Below are 20,136 nucleotides of genomic sequence, written 5' to 3'. Positions count from 1 at the left end.
TACTATCCACCAAACAGTAACGACAACAGTTGTCGTTTACTTTTTAATAAATTGTATTATCTATTAAAAAGTAAACATTTTTATGCTATAAAGATACCCATTATTATCATTTAGTTATAAAACCTATTTATAAAACCAACAATTAAATATTCATTATTCTATTTTGACAAGGCAGTTCATCATGACGCTGACATTTTCACAAGTATCACATGCTTGGCAAGTACAAGACCCTACTTTGGTTGATAAACTTCTCACTTTGGCATCACAACCAGACCCAACAATAGACAAGCCAATTCCCGAAGATGAGCTGACCTTTGAGCGATTTTTAAGCAAGATTTTTAGTGTTGAGTTTCGAGAAAAGCACCCAGAGGTGCAGTTTGCTGAGCGGGTGGCGATGATTGCCAAACTTGAGGCAGATGAAGGCGTCTATCCCCTACCTGACCGTTTTAAGATTCATCTGATTTTAACTGCCTTATGGGACGATGGCAGTGCCTATTCTCGGCAGGTGTTAAAACAAGCGATTGCTCGCCTGCCACTTAGCTATGGGGTGTGGAAAGGCTTTAAATACATTTATAAACAAGCTGAATTTTTGCATGATTATGAGATATTTGGTTGTTTGAGTGCCAAAATTGACGCACATCGCTTTGATAATAGTATGCGAACCCCTGTCAGCAAGGCGACCAAAACCTATATGAGCCTAAGAGCATGGCGTTATTTACGCACGCTCGGTCATCAGTTGCCTGTTTGTTATATTGAGGCAAGTTGTGCGGTGCTGGTGGCGTACGATGAGGATATAACGCTCAATGGTGAGCAACAACGTAACAGTTGGGTGCTTAATCATATTTGTTTTCATAATAGCAAAGAGCAAAATTATGGGGTCAGTCGCTTTGGTTATAAGCATCGCCAAAAGCTGTTTGATAATAAATCACGAGCATTTGCTGAGGCGTGGCAACAAGACCCTGAGCCGTTATTTACAGTACTCAAACAAGCCAAAAATGAGGCGGTTCGCCAGTTTGCCACTGACAGTTTAAAGCATGATTTTCAGACGCAGTTGCGTGATGTCAGCGTGCAAACCATTCAAGAGTTATCATCAGGACATAACCACAGCCAAGCTCGTGATGAGATGATTGTTTGGCTGTTGACCCAATCACCAAATTTTGAAAAAGCCCGTTTTAGCGAGTTGGGCTTGCATACGGTGGTGATTAAGCTGTTGTATTCTGATAATAAAGACGCTTATGAATACGCCATTAGTTATGCCAAAAGTTACGCCCAAGATTTGCCATTAAATGAGCTGATGTTTTTGGCAATCTCTGAACATGCCAGCGTGCGTAAATTTGCCATTGAGCAGATTTTAAGTCGTGACCCTCGCAAAGATGTCGGTATTGAGGGTTGGGGTCAGCTTTTAGATACCGATTATCATCATAAGGTGGCAGGCGAGCAGTTAAGTAAGCATTTTAATCGTCGAGATTTGACCCCTGAGTGGTTTTTTGAGCGGTTAATCAGTGCTAATGAGCATAGTGTCAATTTTGCCAGTAAACAGTTGCCCAGTTTATATTCAGCAAAAGAGTTAGGGGCAGATTATTTTATCAATATCAGCCGTTACATTGATGTTGAATATAATGGTTATGGGGGCGGTTATATCAATTATCACAGCCCTTATAACAAAGCGATGAAACAGGCGATGGCGTTTGTTTTAAAACAGTTAAAAACGCTGGATTTAAATGCGGTTGATGCTGAAGTTTGGCAACGGCTGTTATTGCACCCCTTATCGCAAGATACCATTGAAGAGTGGATAAATGAAGAATTAATCACTGCCAATCGTTTGCCGATAAGTTTTTGGCAGGCATTGGCGTATGAGACTGATTGGAATAGTAATGAGTGGATACAACAGCTTATCCATGGTGATACTTCCACAAATACTAATGACAATACTAACAACGATGAAAGCGACAACAAAGATACTGATAATCCCAACAACAAAAAAATTGCCACAAATTGGCAACGCCATTTAACCTTTAATGAGGACTTAGCATATAGCGTACGATATTGGCTGTCTGATGTGCGTCGTTTTGCCCCTACCCAGTTGGGTTTTGATTGGCTGATGAAACTGGCTCAAAGTGAAAAAAGCGTTTATCGTGAATTTGCCATTGATAGGATTAATAAAGGCTTTTTACCTGCCGACTTTGCCCCAAGCAAGCAAACAAGTCATCAAGACAATGAGCAACCCGAATCGCCCACCGCTAATGCTAATACCGTAACAACAGTGACTGTCGATTTGTCAGGGCAACGCTATTTGTTCACTGGCAAAATGAATAGTATGAGCCGAGGTGAGGCAGAAAAACTGGTGAAAGAGGCAAATGGCTCGATTAGCAGTGCGGTCAATAATAAACTTGATTATTTGGTGATTGGTGATGAAGGCTCACCGTTATATGGCAATGGTCGCAAAGGCAGTAAGCAGTTAAAAGCTGAGGATTTGATTGCCAAAGGGGCGGAGTTAAAAATCATTTCAGAAACCGCCTTTTTGCAAATGCTCACAGGTCAAGTGCGTGAGGCAAGCGAGGACGAAGTGTTGGCAGGGGCAAACGCCTTATGGCACATGGCAACCGATGACCCCACCGCCCCCATTAGTGAGTTGGCGATTAGCTATTTAAGCCATCACCATGCCGATATTTGTTTGGCATTGACTGACCGCCCTGTCGACCCTGACGCGATTATTCCTGCTGAATTTTTTAGCCCTGAGCGTGTCATTCCGCTACTGCAACATGGCAACATTCGCTTGCGTGAGTTTGGTTTGTTATTAAGCAAATATGAGTTGGCAAATTGGCAACCTGATAGTAAGCAATGGGTGATGATGGCTGAGTCCACCCATAGCGAGGTGCAAGAGCTATTAACCCAAGCCTTTATCAGTGAGCAAACCGCTGAAAATCGTCGTTATCATCTAAGCCCAAGTGAGTTAAAACAACGTTTAAGTGCCAATACGTTATATGCCTTAATTGATAGCAAACGTCGTTTTGCCCGACAGCTCGGTATTACTTTATTACAGCGTTATCCTGAGTTTCAACAGGTGGAAACCTTATATTATCTGACCCAAAGTAGCGACCGTGAAGTGCGATATTCTGCGGTGACTATGCTATGGCAACGCTTTAAAAACCGTCATATCAGCGACAGCCAGTTGCAAGATTATCAAACCAATAAACAAGCACAAAGAGCTGATAGCACTGATACAAAATCTAATTCAAAAAATGATAAACAGGCTGGTAAACAAAATGACATCACTAATACGGTAAGCCCTACAACAACCATTTATGAGCCTGCCAGTAGCTTGCTAGAGAATGTACCTGCTGATTTTGAGCAGTTATTAAGTTTGTTAAGACGGGGATTGTATGAACTGCCCCCTGCCCGCTTACCTGCCACGCCAGAGAGCAAAGCGGAGAGTAAGGCAAACGATAAACAACAACAAAAATATGGCAAATACAATCAGCAAAGCAAGCAGGCTGATGAGAAAAAAGCTCATTTAAAAGTCATTTCTGCCAGCCAAGCCAAATTGGCATTGATTGAAACTTTCCGTGATGTGGCATTGGCTGACCGCAGTTTTGCTCAAGTAATTTTGCCCATGCTTTATACCTTTACCCATTCGGCAGGCAAGATGGAACGCCACGCTTGTTTGGTAGCGGTCACTCGTTTACTAAACCGCTATCCTGAATTGGCAGAACATTTACAGGTAAGTTGACCCTCCCCCTAGCCCCCTCCCAATGGGAGGGGGAACAGTTCCCTCCTCCTTTTGGGGAGGGTTAGGAAGGGGGTAGCATACTTTTTTAGAATACTATCCAAATATTAAAAAATTAAAACCGAGATAATCTTATGAAAAACAGCACATTACCTTATTGGGGGCAGATTAATGCCCTAGTCAGTCAAGACAATATCAGTATATTTACTACTCGCCAGCCCAATTATACAGACAGCAACAAACAAACCAGCCCAATGCTGTATCGTATTGACAGCTCAAAAGAGCCATTAACCTTGCAAACCACCGCCATGCCTTGTGCCATACAAGCCATGTGTGCATTGGCAGACAGCACCATTATGATGGTTGGGCAAGATGGTCATTTGTATCAAAGTGATTGGCAAGCCAAAAAAATCAAACAAGTAAGTGATACCTCTGCATTTGATAAGTTGGCGGAATTTGCTGATTTTGTAGACACAAATAACAATGATAACAACCATAAGAAACACAATCCTAATGCCGTTGCTATGGCAACTTTGGAAGGGGCAATCGCTGTTTTATATCCTCGTCATATTGTGGTTTGGCAATATCAAAAACATCAAGTTGGTGATTGTCTAGCAGTTTTACCATTAAGCCAACAGTTGCAATCAGACAATACCTCAGAAAATGCAACGGACAGCACTGCCAATATCACCAATACAGGCACAGGCGTTGCCACCACTTTTGCCACCTCCAGCGATGGTAAATGGTTGGTAGTGGGAAATACTTTGGGACAAGTCAGCAGTTATCAGTGGTTGGGTCAGAGTTCGGCTCAGGGTGATGATACAAATAATACAACCGCCACCGCCAGTTTTGCCTTTAGTAGTCAAGCCATGCTCCATGACGGCAAAGTTAATGCGCTATGTTTTGAACCTGTTAGCCAGTATTTCTTTTCGGCAGGGACAGATAAAAAACTACTGCGTACCCATGTGCAAGGTGATTTGCACCCCTTAGATAGAGCCAAAGCCAGCCAGCATAGCGAGATGGTCACTGCCTTACTGGTATCGGACAGCCGTTTATATACAGGGTCGGACGATAAATCCATCAAATCATGGGCATTTGATAAAGGTCAGCCCAACAGTTGCAAAGAGGATTTGAGCAAAATTCGCCAATTAAGCCTTGTTAATTATTTGGGGCAGTCAGCGATTGTGGCGGTTGGTACTGACCAAAGCCTACGTTATGTATTAATCACTGATAGCAGTGCGGGCAAATTGGGCGAGGTCGCTCATATTATCAAAGATGGCTATCAACAGGTACAACAATTATTAACCGATACTTCGGCTCATGCTGACACTGCCTTTAACGAGGCATTAGAGCTGTTAAATGGGCAGGTTGATAAGCAAAATTTAACCCTCGTTAGTAACGTTTTAGACAAATTAACCGCCAAAGACAGTCACAAGGTTGAGCAGTTAATTGCATGGATTGCTCAAAGTGGGCTTGATAATGGACTGGATAAAGCCCCCAGTATTTTAGAAAAACAGCTAAATAACGCCCCAAGTAAACGTGGTCGGCAAATAGCGTTTGAGGCGTTGGCAAGCCTTGCTTATCAGCAACAACAACAAGCAGATGAGGCTCAAACCCTTGATAGCTATGAATATTTAGACATTGCCCTAAAAAGTAAGCATGAAGACGTCGTGACATTGGCAGTCAATGGTTATTTTGACGTTGCCAAGCAATCTGAAGATTTACAGCGTCTAGTGTTGCCAATACTACAAGAAGTATTGTGCCAAAATCAATTTGCCAATGTGCGTAAACAGGCTTTGGTTATTTTAGAAACCTTACTGCCCGAGGACAGCCCAAAAGCCGATTTGATGGCATTAGAGAGCAACCATAGCGATATTAAACAAGCAGGATTAATCCGTTTATATCAACGGGGTATGTTGGACTCAATAGAAGTTCGCCGACAGTTAATGTTATTACAAAATAATGAGGCACAAATGGTTCGCCAAACCGCCTTTTATGTGTCCGTTTTGGCAGAGCCTAAACTTACTGAGGCACTTAAACACGCCTCACAACAGCTAGGTGATAATCAGCTACAACGTATTTTGCAGGACTTTAATGATTTTCGTTTGTGGTCAGATACCTTAATATCCTCGGCAAATGAGCCGTCACAAAAGCAATCTGCCTTACAAAAACTGTCACAAACTTTAAAAACTGTTGCCAATAAGGTCACTGGCAAAGACACCAACCAAAAAGATGATAAAAACAATGCCAGTAGCAATAATAGCAGTAGCAACAGCAACACAGCTAACACAACAGTGGCACTGGATTTTACCACCCAAGACTTTGCCAATGTTGACAATGTTAACCACACGAACAATAGCATTGATAAAACACCGCCAATACAAACTGCCAACCTAAGTAATGCCGAGCTTGAGCCACTATTGCAAGGTTTGGGTAATCCACATGCAGACATCTGTTTTCACTCTGCCTATGCACTAGCTTGCCTACAAGATAGACGGGCGTTTGGCTCACTGATTCGTCTAATGCATGACCAAGATAACAACATTCGAGCTGGCGTGGCAGTGGCGTTGGCAAACTTAGGCGACATCGATGGTAGTGCTGAAGGTAAGGATATTTTACCTTTATTGCTTGATGATAAAGTGGACAACGTACGCCAAACGGCAATGAATGCTTATGGCAAATTGGCAGATAATCCATTGCAATGGGCGTCCGTTGGCTTTGCCAGTAAACATCAAGACATTCATGAGCGGGCATTGGCGATTTTCTTAACCCAAGCCAATACAGCAGACAGCACCACTAGCAATACCCTTAGCGAGGAAATGACCGCCGTCTTATTACAAGCACTAAATAACCCCTTTGAAAGTATCCGCCAAGAAGTGGTGAAAGTGCTGTTAAATTGGGTGATTAATCAGACGCACAATGCTGATAATGCTAATACTGATAACAGCGTTGATAACAGTCCTGCCCCCCTTGTCAAGCTGATTGATACCTTAAGCCATAGCCAGTTTAAGGACGTGCATCAAGTAGCGGTGGCAGAATGGCAACATCAGCTATTGCAACAACAAGAAAAGCGTGGACAAACTACCGCCGAGCAAAAACAAGCCCAAGATGAACAAAATCAGCAGGTATTAAGCCTATTTTTAGCCGATAAATTTAATGACATTCGCAGGCAAGCCATTGATATTGCCCTAAAACAAAAGCACATCAGCATTGCCAGTGTCATCAACTCTGCCCTTGCCAGCCCATTTTCGGACATGCGTAAATTGGCGTTACATGAAGTCAATAAACACGCCAGTGCCAAACTAACTGAGCAAGTGTTGCCAACTATTAGCACCTTATTTGATGATGACAGCCAAGAATTGCGAGAAAAGGCATTAGATACCGCGTTAATACTTTGCAAAACGGTGAGCAATCAGCAATATCAAAACATGCTCACTTCGGCGTTAAGCAGTCCTTATGCCGAAATTCAGCTGAAATCTGCCACCTTATTGGCACAACAATGCCAATTGCAACAACTTAGCAGTCATGTGGATATTGATAACAGCGATGATATTCATCACATTGTTGACGAGCAAAACAATATTGATAAGCAAAACAGTAGCAATGCAAATCAAACTAACCAAAATAGCCAAGCCAATCAGGCTTATGCCGTGTTTGAGCAGTATTTAGCCAAACCCATGCCAACGCTAAAAAAAGACAGTGAAGACTATCGCCAATGGCAACGCCATATTGAGCAGTCTTTAGAAGGGTTGGCGGTGTTATGTTCGTTCTCTGCTGATGGTTTTTATCAGTCCAATACTCACCTTGACCAGCAAGCACAGCCAAAGCAACAACAACCACAACAAAAACATTGGCACGCTTTTGATTGGTTTGTGCATTATCTTGACCATGCAGACGCCGACTTTCGTACCTTAGCTCCACAGCTTATGTGGGTTGCCCGCCCCAATACCCTGCCTGCCCATCGTGATAAATTGATTGACTGGCAAAATGATGAGCGAAATATCGTCAAACAATCTGCCAGTATTGCTTTGGCGGTATGGGGTGATAACAATGGCGAGCAGTTATTTACAAAAGATAAAAGAGGCTTAAAAGCCATCAAATACCCATTAACCGAATTGCACTGGCTACAAGCCCGTAATGGTTTAGGTATTGCCAATGCCAATATATTGGCTGATGCGATGAATGATAATGGGTCTTATGAAAAGTTAAATGAGGCAAGCCGTTTATTGCTGGTATTTTATGATTTGCTATCTATGTATAGTAAAGATAACGAGCAATCTCAGCCCAAACGACTGATTAGCAGTTTAAGTTTTGCTAGTGACAAATCAGCGGTATTTATTGCCAATGTACTGGCACGCTTTGAGCAAAACAGCCAGAAAGATAGTCAGCATGACAGCAACAATACCACCAGTACAAACACACCCTCAATTCAACCACGTATTTGGCAGTATCTTAGTGATTATCTGCAACAACAGTTAAAACATATATTCAATGGCTATATTAACAATAAAGAGCAACAAGAACTATTAACCATCATCACTGCCGAGCGGTTATATCAGTTGGCACAGCAAATCATATTTGCCAATCCGTTACGCAAAGCCCATGCCATTGAGGTGTTATATCGGTTATCAGAATTGTTAGGTTTGCCAGAATATAGTCGCAGTTCCATTGTTGTCAAAGAAATGGCTCATGCATGGCAACGAGGCTATGTGGCACTAACTGACAACCTTAATAACTCTTTAAATGACGACAATAGCGACAGTGTTCATGTTGGCGTCAATATTGATGTCAATGCTGATGACACTACTCACTATCCATATCAAAGTTTAGCATTTGGGGCATGGCTGGATATTATCCGTCAAGACAGTTACCAAACCCATTATGCCAACACCGCCATTCATGGCTTAATGTGGCTCACCAAACAACCACAACAAAACCAAGCACACAGCTCAGCCGACTGGCAAGACAGCGTTCGTCGAGTGTTGTTACCACTACTCAATTATCGTCATTATGATGTGCGTGAATTGGCATGGCAAAGTTTGCAACAGCTGAACGCCCCTGCACAAAAACTAAGCGAGCAAGCCATTAGCTCACCGCATTTGGACATGATTAAAAAGGGCTTAACGCTGTTAGTCGATAATACTGACGCCAGCACTGAGCAGGTCAACGAGCAATTAACCGAGCTATTGCAAAGTAACAGCCTGCAACTTGCTGACGAAGTATATAAACTGCTTCAACAGCGTGTTGGCAACTTGCCAGCGTCCTTATCGGCACTGACCGCTTATAACGTCTTATTACGTCAACAAGTAGTAACCCAGTGGCAATCGGTACAAGCGGTTAATACTTCTAGTAGCACCAGCACTGATAATAAAGATAAAGCCACTGACGACAAACTGACCTTGTTGCAAACCGCCATGCACAATGACGACTTGCAAACCCGTTATTTGGCATTGTGCCAGCTTGCTGATAACTATATTAGCCAGCAACCCACTGAGATTTTGACCGCCTTATTTAAGCTATGGCGAAATATGCCAGAGCGTTATTCACAAAAAAATATCTTAGATAAGATTTATACGGCGTTGGATTTCTTACAAAACAAGCAGGACAAAGCACAGACCCAAGCTGACACAAAACAAGCTGAACAAGGCGAATATACGGCTATTTATCAACGCTTTAGCCAGCAACTATTAACGCTTATTGACGCACCTGAAAACAAAGGCGAAGTTGATAGCATTTATCAAACCATTGGTAAATTGCGTGATGTCAGCCTTGTGCCTGCCTTGCTAAAACAGTTGCAAGATAGCTACCAAAACAGTGGGCATAGTGGACGGAAAATGAGCAAACATGCCCGTAATCAACTGATTCAATGTATCGTCACCATCAGTGGTTTTGACCAAACCATCATGGATTATGAAGACTTGCAAAGCACTGAGCATTGGCAAGAAAAACAACACACCCGCTACCCTGAGGTATTGCTAGATTTATTTAACCATCTATTGGCAGTTGCCGATTATGATAAGGTCTATGAATTATTAAGCTCGATGGCATGGGCGGGCAAAGAGATAGACAAAGACAAGCCACAAAATATCAATCAGCAAATTGACCTTGCCTTGCAACGGGCGTATGAGCAAATCCCCGATAGCAAACCACAGTACCGCCGTCGCCTGATTGAAACCATGGTATTTCGTGCCGACAAACGTCAAGGTAGCCTAACCAGCTTACGCAAAGCCTTACAAAGTCGTGAGCCAGAGATTCAATTTTTATCAGCAGAAGGGCTGGCAAAACAAGGTAGCTTTGAGGGTTTAAGTATTTTAATGGCAACCATTGATTACAACACTGATGGCGAGTTGCGTCGTCGTGGCGTATTGGCATTGGGTGAATTGTTAGGCAATGCGTATGACAATGTTCATAAGCAAGAGCTTAGAAATACAGAGAAACAGACTACCCAAAATGCGCAATATATCCATGCTATTGAACAAGCCTATGACAAGCTGATTAAACTGGCTCAAGATAATGAGCATTATCTAAAAGATGTGGCAAGTGAGGCATTGGGACGCTTAAGCCAAGACGGTCAATTTGAACACAGCGACACCATTTTTGCCTTATTGAAAACTCAGTTACACAACTTAGAGGTTTGGGACAGTGCCCTTATTCATTGTCTAAACGGTTTGCGTTGGCTAAACACCACCCCTGCATGGGAAGAGATTCGCCAATATATCCGTCGTTATCTACAAACAGAATGTTTCTTTGCTCCACAAGACCACGCAGTGACACTGCTACGTCATGCCAGCAAACCCATTGACATTGAGGCAAATAAAACCCTACTGCTTGACATCATCAAACAATCAGGTGAGCAAGACAGCGAGCTTGACGATGATACCGTAATCATCGCCTTTAAAACGGCACAAGCTCTCTGGAAAGAAAAAGGCACAGAAAAAGACAATGAAAATGGCAATAAAGAAGGCAACGAAACGGAAAATGAGCAACAGCAAAACAACGTCTATCCTTACGATTGGGCAATGCTATTAAGTTGCGACCCATTGTGTGAGGACGAAACCATCGGCGAGCAATTAAGCCTAAAACGCATTTGCCAACACGCCAGCATTGATGAGCTAACCGACTTTATCAATCGTTATCAGCGTCGCCTTGATAGCACCATCAAACAGCGATTGGCGGACAGTATATTGGCACGTCAAGACATGCCTGTTAGTAGCTTACAACAGCTTATCAGCAGTGACACTATTACTAGCAAACATATTGGATTGCGTTATCTTAATCAATATCCAAATAGCTATCTTAATGCGGACAACACCAATATTGTCGAGCTGTTATGGCAACAATTTGAGCTGGCTAAAAATCAATGGGCTGGCTTATGTAAAGAGGTGAGCCAACGCCCTGCTCTAACCCAAAACGGCTCATGGCTAGAGCGTAGTGAGCAGATTGCCGATACCATCAAGCAACTGCTATGGCTACTTATCCGCCATACGGATAGCACAGATAACACTACAAAACAACGTCTAAATGAGCTATGGACATGGCTCATTGACAACCAAAATAACCCTGTGTTATCAGCGGTTAAATCGTTGGCAACATGGGTCGATGGCTGGTGGAATCAAGCCTTATTAGCACAGCTTGCCAGCTTGTCCTCTACAAAGGCAAATACTGCAAACATTGCCGAGCCGTTAGAGCAACTATTACAAACTTATCATGCCTCACAAGGTATCGCATGGCTAAATAACGACACGCAACAGCTATTGGGGCAAATACAGCAAGTTATCAGTTTACAACAAGCAGGCAAAGTCGATAAGACAGATAACACTGTTCCTGCCAATAAAGATAATGCCACACCAACAGATAGCTTTGTAGAAAAATCACCCAATCAACAACTGCTGGCATGGATTAAAGCCGATGATGCTGAAAGTTTGATGAATTGGGCATTTGATAACAGCTTAACTATTAACTTACGCTTGCGCGCCATTGAGAGCCTATCACAACTGCATGACCCACGTATTGAGCAGTGGCTACAAACGCTGATTGACAGTCATCAAACGGACAGTGCTGACAATGTTGATAACACTGATAATACCGATAGTGTTAGCCAAGAAATTGCAAAAACCGCTTATAAAGTATTACGCCGTTGGCAACGAGCCATAAGCCGTCAACAACAAAAACGGGCTTTGCCTCAGTCACAATTATTGACACAAGCACAGCCCCTGACAGACACGCCAGCCAACGCCACCAGCGGTAAAGGAGAATAATAAATGAGCAATGACCAACACAATAATCCTCAACAAAATGACACGTTAGACAGTGCAAATGACGTGAATACGGATAGCTTAGACAATGCTAATGACGCCAATAACAGCCTAAATGCTGATGGCGTGATGATGAGAATGGATTATGCTCGTCCAAGCCAAGTAATAGACAGTCAAGTAATTGAGCAACAAGTGATAGACAGTCAGGTAATTGATAGCCCTGTTAATACAGACGCGTCACTTAGCCAAGATAACAGCGAAAAGCTAACCCAGCATGTGGCATTATTTACCGAGCTAAACCGCCAAGATGTCAAATTCCATGCTAAGGTCAAATCGCCTTTGCTGTTTCGTGATACCTTATCGGCATTGTTTGATGTAGTGAGCAGTGATTATCGTTATGTCCCCAAAGACCGCTCAGCTTATAGCGTATTTATGCAAATGCGACGAGCCAACGCCAATAAAAACCTGTTTACCGCCCAACGGCAATATTTTGAATGGCTGTTTAATAACGACCCACTAGCCTTTTGTATCCTTGACCCGATTATCCAAGTACATGAGCAAGGCATTAGCTTTGAAGTGTTTAGTCGTGACGAAGGCTGTTATGCCCAGTTGACCTTAAGCCATGATATTTTTGCCAGCCAAAGCAGTGCTAACGGTGCTGATAACATCAACTACGGCACGACCAGCATTGATTATAGCAGTGCTTTATACGAAGGCATTCAACGTATCCGTGACTATACGCCAACCAGCCTTGATATTGGGCATGAGGCGGTCAGTTTACAACGCCTAAATGAGGCAACAAATAACGACAACCAACAAGCAAACGGTAAAAGTGAGGCTAATAACGAAACAAACGAAGTTGAAGTTAATGAAGTTATCGAAAAACGCATTAACGTTCCCAAAAACTGGATACGCTCGTTATTACAAGTGCAGTCAGCGTCACAACTGCCCCAAGACAGCATTGAGCTAGACCCCATCGCCTTATATAACGTCTTGTTTGAATTGCGTATGCATGCTGACATCAAAGGCAAACGTCGGGGCTTATTAATTGAGCTACGCCCACAGCAACAGCCAATTATTATCCTAGAGCCGTTTAACATTGCCGTTACCAGTCAAGTCAGCAAACACGCCCGCCCTTATCAAGGCTCACAAGCCAAACTTATCCGCCTTTGGGGTCGTCGTCGCCTTGCCCTACTCAAACGCCTATTGCCCCATTGCAAAACGGTTAATGTATCCTTACTTGGGCAAGGTATGCCAAGCTATTGGACGCTGGCGGGTGACGGTTTCCACTTTACCTTTGCCATGACAGGCTTTAGCCAAAGCAACTGGTCGCAAGCATTGGGCTTTGACTTATTACTGCCCAAACGCCCACAAAGTTTGAGCATTGAGGGTGAAGTTGATGACAATGCTAACAATAACAGTGCTGACCAATCAGACCTACAAGCCTTACTTGAGCAGTTGCAACAACAGCCCAGTAGCCTTGCTGATTTAGCCAAAACTAATAAAAACAACAAAGACAATAAAGAAAGCAAAGCCAACAAAACCGCTATCCGTCAACAACTCTTATCCGCCAGTCAGCAAGGTTTTATCCGCTATGACATGGCAACGCAAACCTATTACTACCGTCCATTAACACAAACGCCACTGGATATGCAGGCATTTGCCTATCATAATCCTGCTGAAAAACAAGCCTATGACCTTGTTAGCCGAGCCGACGCTATCCGCAAATTTTCGGTGGATAACCTTGCCAGTCAAGGCATACTTATCCAAGCGGACATTCATGTTAGTGAGGACAGACGCAGTTATCACAGCCAATTACAACTTGGCGACGAAGGTATCGTCAGTCGTGCCGAATGTAGCTGTCCGCAATTTTTGCAACATCGGCTGACACAAGGGGTTTGCTCACACCTTATCGCCCTGCGTTTGGCATATAACGACTTTGACGCCAGTCGTGACCCACAAGCCCAAGCCAACTGGCAAGAAACCCGTATTTTAAGCAAACGTATCAATATGAATACTAACGGTACTAATGCTAATAACAACGCTACGAATACTCAAACCGATGAGCAAAGCAATGCTGACTTTAACCCTGTCTTGGATTTAACCGCTTTATCAAATAGCAACAGTAAAGACAACCGTAAAAACAATAGTAAGGACGATAACTCGCAAGACAGCAACAACCATAACAGCCATGCAGGCATGAGTAGTGTGAATATACAGCAAGTGCAAATCACCCTAAAAGCCAAAAAAGTGATTATTGAATACCTTAATCATGACCCACGCAAACGCAAATATCAGCATTATCAACACCAAAACGGGCAAGGCGAAACCACTGGCGACAGCAATGCTATCAATACTGCTACCAACACACGCCAGCAATTTGTCTTTAACCAGCCCAAACAAGCCAAACAAGCCTTTTTACAACACATTGCCAAATTTGAAGCCGATGGCTTTATTGAAAATCAAGGGGTGTAACCGATGAGTAATCGCAACAATAACAGCAACAACCCAAATAACGCACAACAGCTATCACAGTATATCCATAACAACCAAGCTCATCATGGCAACCTAATCAACCCCAATGGTAATGAAAAGCTCAACGAGCTACAACAGCTTTGGCAAGACATTGAACAAGCAGGCGGGCGTTATCAATACGTCCAGCAACAGCTTGTTAAACAAGGATTTTTGGTTGAGCGTCAGCCCATTGACAACATGAGTCCCAAAGAGCGTGACCGCTACAAAAAACAACTCAAACAAGAAGCCCTTGAAGCCAAAAAGCTCAAACAACAAGCATGGCAAGCCTACAAAGCCCAGCACATTGTTTATCTTGGTCGCGATATTTACTGGACGGACGACACCAGCCCCGACCAATGGGACGTAAAAGACGCCAGCAATCGGCTGATAGAAAACCAACTGCCCCTTATCGACAAGCCCCAAAAGCTGGCAAGCTCCCTAAACTTGACCATACCACAGTTAAAAGGCTTGTGTTATCAGCGTGACGTTGCCACCAACTTAACCTACAACCACTTTACCATTGCCAAACGCAACGGCACGCCTCGGCAAATCTGGTCGCCCATTCCGCGCCTAAAATATGCCCAACGCTGGATACTCGATAATATCCTCAATAACCTGCCCATTCATGGCTCGGCGCATGGCTTTGTGCAAGGCAAATCCATCGTTAGCAATGCGTGTGTGCATACCGATAGCGAACTGCTGATTAAACTGGATATCAAAGACTTTTTCCCCAGTGTGCATTGGCGAAGGGTTAAAGGCGTGTTTCGTCATGCAGGCTATCATGAGCAAATCGCCACCTTATTGGCACTGCTTTGCACCGAATCACCGCGTCAAATCGTGCGTCAAAATGGAGTGACCTACTATGTCGCCTTAGCTGACCGCTGTTTGCCACAAGGCGCACCCACCAGCCCTGCCCTCACCAACATTGTCTGTCTAAACCTTGACCGCCGATTAACGGGACTGGCGGATAAATTGGGCTTACGCTATAGCCGTTATGCCGATGACTTAACCTTTAGCCTACCCAAAACCGACACCACCACTGGTAAACCAAGTAAAAAGCCAAATACAAAGACCGCTAAAACTGCTAATGACAACTCTACCAACAATAACAATGAGCAAAACCAGCTTATTGGGCAACTGCTTGGCTCAGTAAGTAAAATTTTGACTGAGGAAGGCTTTGCCATTAACAGTGATAAAACCAAAATCATTCGCACAGGCAATCAGCAAAACGTCACAGGCTTGGTGGTCAATGGTGACGGTACGCCCCGAGTGCCTCGCAAAACCAAACGTATGCTAAGAGCCGTCATTCATAACCTACAAAATGGCGGAAAACTGCGGGCTGATGAGAATTTTAATACCCTAATGGGCTATGCCTCATGGATTGCCATGACCGACCCAGAGCTTGGAGCAAGCTATTTGCAACAGCTTGGGGAGTTAAGCAAGGAATTTGCTAAAAAGGCTGAAAAAGAGGATAAGACTGAATGATGCTCATTAGGCTTAACTATGTATAACTATGCGTATTAATATAGATGTCCTTTTAGCAAAAGGATACCGCATTGTAGATACTCAGCCAGCTCAAAAAATGACGATGGAAAATATATTGAATGATATATTTTCCTATTTTGATGATTATCCAAAGATGGGGTTTTCTTTTATATATTACCCAGATGAAATCATCGTCATATCCAATAACGCAAATGAGTTATTTAAGGTTTTTGGCTATTGTATATTTGGATTTTTTGTCATAGATAGCCATGAGCATATCTTGATATTGCCTAATGAAGGCTTGGACTTTAACGATGATAAGGTATATGTTAATCGCTCATTAGCTGTGTTTTTGCAATGTTATTCATTATTTTTATCTAAAATCTTCTTATTAAAGTCAAAGATATTTGATAAAGATACTGATGAAGTTGCTTTAGTTGAGCTTGCCAACAATACGGCTAATAAGCTAATGCAAGAAATAGCCTGTTTAGATAAAAAGGCTTTAAAAGATGATGGTTTTTGGTGCTTAATGATTTATATAATGCAAGAATTAGAGATTAAACTTAATCTACCCATATCAGAATATATCAACAGCAATAGATTATAAATGGGTTTGGCGTGGATATTTTAACAGCTCAATTGATTTATATTTACTCATATAAATCAATAATTACTTGAAAATCAACATCTTTCAATTTTAATGAAGGGTCTAAATCACCATAATTACGACATACTTTAAAAGCCATTGCAAAAACCTTTAAAAAATCATCATCAATGGTTTCTATGTTATTTATGTTGATAATCTTATATTGGTAATAATTTTCACCAAGTTCTTCTGATATTTCTGTTATTAGTTTATAATATTTTCCTTTATAAAGAAAAATATAATATTCTGAGCCTACCCTTATGATCGGGTCGAAATCTTTTTGTATTCTAGTTCTGCTTAAATATATTTTATTTTCTTTATCAATAGCGTATGCCTGACCTGCCCATAAATCAAGATTATATAGTTCACCCCAACTTCGCAATAAGTCAAGATCTCTTCTTTCTTTAACAAAATTAATCTGCATATTATTTCCCCTAATTTACTCATATAAATCAATAATTACTTGAAAATCATCGTCTGCCAATTTTAATGAAGTATCTATATCACCATAGTTGTTACATAATTTATAAGCCATTGCAAAAACCTTTAAAAAATCATCATCAATGGTTTCTATGTTATTTATGCTGATAATCTTATCTTGGTAATAATTTTCACCAAGTTTGTCTGATATGTCTGTTATTAGTTGATAAAATTTTCCTTTATAAAAAAAATTATAAAATCCTGAGCCTACCCTTATGTTAGGGTCAAACTCTCTTTGTATTCCAGTTTTGCTTAAAAATATTTTATTTTCTTTATCAATAGCATATGCCTGACCTGCCCATAAATGAATATTATATAGTTCACTCCAGCTTCGCAATAAGTCAAGATCGCTTCTTTCTTTAACAAAATTAATCTGCATATTATTTTCCATCATTTATTTCCCTTTAATATAGGTAAGTACCACTTACTCTACATCACCCGACCTGTGATACACGCCCGAGCAAACTTGATATCGTCATAGTCTAAGTTATCTAAATCTGCTTGCGTTGCAATATATTGTTCAATACTAGTTTTTGTATCAGGGTGTTGTAAATGGTTCAATCCATGTAATGCCCCATATTGACATTCTTTACTATCTAATTGCAAAATTTTATTTAACGTCGCAAACATGACGTTTTGCAAAGGAATAATATCCTCTTCTTTGCAATGATAACTAAATAACTCCATTGTATAGCTAAATGCCAAACCGTCCCACAACATATAACGATGATGCTCAATAGCGTCAGAAACAAACAGCTTGGCATATAAATCGTAAATAGCCTCTATCACTGTCTTACGAGCCTCAAAATCAATGCGACTGTCATAAGCTAATGTTTCAAAACCATAATCAAAATGGCTTAAAATAAAGCTTAAAGCATCATTCATTTTTTTTAAGCCGTACTGATTAAACAAGACATCAGATTGCTGAAAAAATTGTCGATAATAAGCTAATAGCTGTGGTGGATTGCCATCAATCCAGTTTTGGGCAGGTTGTGGGGTTTCATACACTCTATTATCAAATTCCAAAGATATATTGGCATGAGTAATAAACTGTAGAAAATCCTGATAACAACCATTTTCAAGATTAAGATAGTTTTGCTGTGTCTGATATTCAGCCCACGTCAGTGGTGTATTGCGGATATATCGTTTGAAGAAATGCTTTAGATAATCATCATTTGTAGAATTGGTTGGCAAAATATTATAAATTGCCTGAGCCTCTTTTTGACTAGCCTGTAATAAAGCAAATTTTGGTAATTGTTGACAAGATATAAACTTAAGCTCTAGCTGATAAGGGGCTAAAAATTGGTTTAGGTCATGAACATAATTTAAATGTAAGATATCTGGACGAGTTATCCAGTAGTTTTCAAGACGATTTTTAAACATATAAGCTGTCGCAAACATGGCGACAGGTGCGGTCTGGTGAATAGATGATACGATTTTGTCTGTTTAGCATAGCAAGGATTTTTATAAACTACAATTTAAAACTGCTTAGCAATACTTAACTGAGCATTATAAAAACTGTACTGAAAAAAAACAGCCATACAGTACAATCACTATCGCTTAAACTGTATAGCGACTGTATTTTGAAAATAGACTAAAATATGGCGCTATTCATTTAAGTCATTTAAGTCAAGTGTTGAGGAATATAAGATGAGTAAGCAACATGCTTTAGATATAACCAATAAACAGCTATGTAAAGTCCGCACCATCAGCACTTTTATCAATTTGAGTGCTGATAAAAATCAGTGGCAAGCAATATTACAATCTGCTAAAACTCAATGCGATAGATTCACCCATGCCCTACAAAATATTGGCTATCAGGTGCAATCCATTCGTATTGTTACCAATCCATTTAGCGAATATCTCAATACGCAGGATTTAGCATCAGCAAAAGCAGACTTAGAACAGTTGATGCAGGTATTACAACAAATTCAAGACAACTCAAATGAGGATAATCACAACAGCCAAAATAATAGCACTATGCGTCTACGGTTTGCCATTGGTGAGGCAAAAACGGCACAAGAGATTGCTTTGCTACCTGAGCTAATTCGTGATTATGGTGATTTATGTAATGCGTGTGTCAATGTCACTGCTGATGAACTGGGCATATTAGATAATGAACTGATTAGCACTTGTGTGCAGGCAGTGGAAAAAATTAGCCAAATTACCCCACGTGGTGAAGGCAACTTTAACTTTACTGTCAATTTTAACTGCCCTTCTTATATCCCCTACTTTCCTGCCAGTTATCATCGCGGAGAAATTGACCAAGGTTTTGTAATTGGTTTAGAAACACCTGATTTATTACTTGCCAGTCTGCAAAATCTGCAAACGCCAAAACAGCAATCCTACCAACAACGTCTTAACCAAGCCTATCATGCCATGCGTGCTGCGCTGCAATATCATATAGATATTATTCAAGATTGCATTGAGTCTGCCAATAATAAGACAGATTGGTGTTATTTGGGTATGGACACCTCAGCCGCCCCTTCAAAAGATTGCACCTCTATGGTGGATATGTATAAAGCATTGGGTGTACCCTATTTTGGCGCAAGTGGTACAGTGGAGATATCCGCTTTATTAACCCGAGTGTTTAAGTCTTTACAAAATGTTACGGCGGTTGGCTTTTCGGGATTGATGCTGGCAGTGACTGAAGACAGTGGCTTGGCGCAAGCGACCATTGATGGTGAGTTTGATATCCGCTCATTGCTCACTTATAGCAGTGTGTGCGGCATTGGTCTAGATACTGTCCCAATTGCAGGGGATACCTCCAGTGATAAACTTTCTGCATTGATGCGTGATACGGGTACGATGGCATATCGCCTCAATAAGCCTTTAACCGTACGTGTGTTCCCTGTGCCAAATTTACACGCTGGCAAGCTGACTGAGTTTGAAAGTAGCGATTTGTGTAATTGTGCCGTTTTGGCTGTGCCTTAGATTTTTTATGGTTTCTTTTTCTCTTGGTTTTGTGGCTTCTGTTATCATTGTTGTTTTTTTGGTAGCCATTTTATTTAATTTCATCATATTTTCAT

At 41.5% G+C, this 20,136-nt stretch carries 9 protein-coding genes; 6 read left to right on the top strand and 3 right to left on the bottom strand.

Annotated elements, in window-relative coordinates; genetic code table 11:
• The first annotated feature begins 181 nt into the window (after positions 1–181).
• The 5 genes from FHK89_RS14130 to FHK89_RS14110 all read left to right on the top strand — a co-directional run bounded on the left by FHK89_RS14130 (position 182) and on the right by FHK89_RS14110 (position 16,588).
• Complete coding sequence (locus tag FHK89_RS14130; protein ID WP_230661594.1) at positions 182–3,730, top strand: BRCT domain-containing protein; 3,549 nt, start codon at positions 182–184, stop codon at positions 3,728–3,730.
• A gap of 131 nt (positions 3,731–3,861) precedes the next feature.
• A complete protein-coding gene (locus FHK89_RS14125; protein WP_230661593.1) occupies positions 3,862–11,985 on the top strand; it encodes a HEAT repeat domain-containing protein in 8,124 nt (2,707 codons plus the stop codon).
• Positions 11,986–11,988: 3 nt separating this feature from the next.
• Positions 11,989–14,457, top strand: a complete 2,469-nt coding sequence (locus FHK89_RS14120) for a hypothetical protein (RefSeq protein WP_230661592.1) — start codon at positions 11,989–11,991, stop codon at positions 14,455–14,457.
• A 3-nt stretch (positions 14,458–14,460) separates the two neighbouring features.
• A complete protein-coding gene (locus FHK89_RS14115; RefSeq protein ID WP_230661591.1) occupies positions 14,461–15,981 on the top strand; it encodes a reverse transcriptase family protein in 1,521 nt (506 codons plus the stop codon).
• Positions 15,982–16,009: 28 nt separating this feature from the next.
• Positions 16,010–16,588 carry a hypothetical protein gene (locus FHK89_RS14110; protein WP_230661589.1) on the top strand — a complete coding sequence of 193 codons (579 nt, stop codon included), beginning with the start codon at positions 16,010–16,012 and terminating at the stop codon, positions 16,586–16,588.
• A 43-nt stretch (positions 16,589–16,631) separates the two neighbouring features.
• On the opposite strand, the gene FHK89_RS14105 is transcribed toward FHK89_RS14110, so the two are convergent.
• The 3 genes from FHK89_RS14105 to FHK89_RS14095 are packed head-to-tail and all read right to left on the bottom strand — an operon-like array spanning position 16,632 to position 18,490.
• Complete coding sequence (locus tag FHK89_RS14105; RefSeq protein WP_230661587.1) at positions 16,632–17,051, bottom strand: hypothetical protein; 420 nt, start codon at positions 17,049–17,051, stop codon at positions 16,632–16,634.
• Positions 17,052–17,066: 15 nt separating this feature from the next.
• Positions 17,067–17,498, bottom strand: coding sequence for a hypothetical protein (locus FHK89_RS14100; protein WP_230661585.1), 432 nt, complete (start codon positions 17,496–17,498; stop codon positions 17,067–17,069).
• Between the two features lie 38 nt (positions 17,499–17,536).
• Positions 17,537–18,490 (bottom strand): hypothetical protein, encoded by a 954-nt coding sequence (locus FHK89_RS14095; RefSeq protein ID WP_230661584.1) that lies wholly within the window; start codon positions 18,488–18,490, stop codon positions 17,537–17,539.
• Between the two features lie 267 nt (positions 18,491–18,757).
• Between FHK89_RS14095 and FHK89_RS14090 the strand changes: the two genes are divergently transcribed.
• Positions 18,758–20,041 carry a DUF711 family protein gene (locus FHK89_RS14090; RefSeq protein ID WP_230661582.1) on the top strand — a complete coding sequence of 428 codons (1,284 nt, stop codon included), beginning with the start codon at positions 18,758–18,760 and terminating at the stop codon, positions 20,039–20,041.
• Positions 20,042–20,136 lie beyond the last annotated feature (95 nt).

Origin of the sequence: Psychrobacter sp. I-STPA10 (assembly GCF_021012795.1) — a bacterium.
Taxonomy (GTDB): Bacteria; Pseudomonadota; Gammaproteobacteria; order Pseudomonadales; family Moraxellaceae; genus Psychrobacter.
Note: the sequence above shows the minus strand (reverse complement) of the source record. Positions and strands in the feature narration are given on the sequence as shown.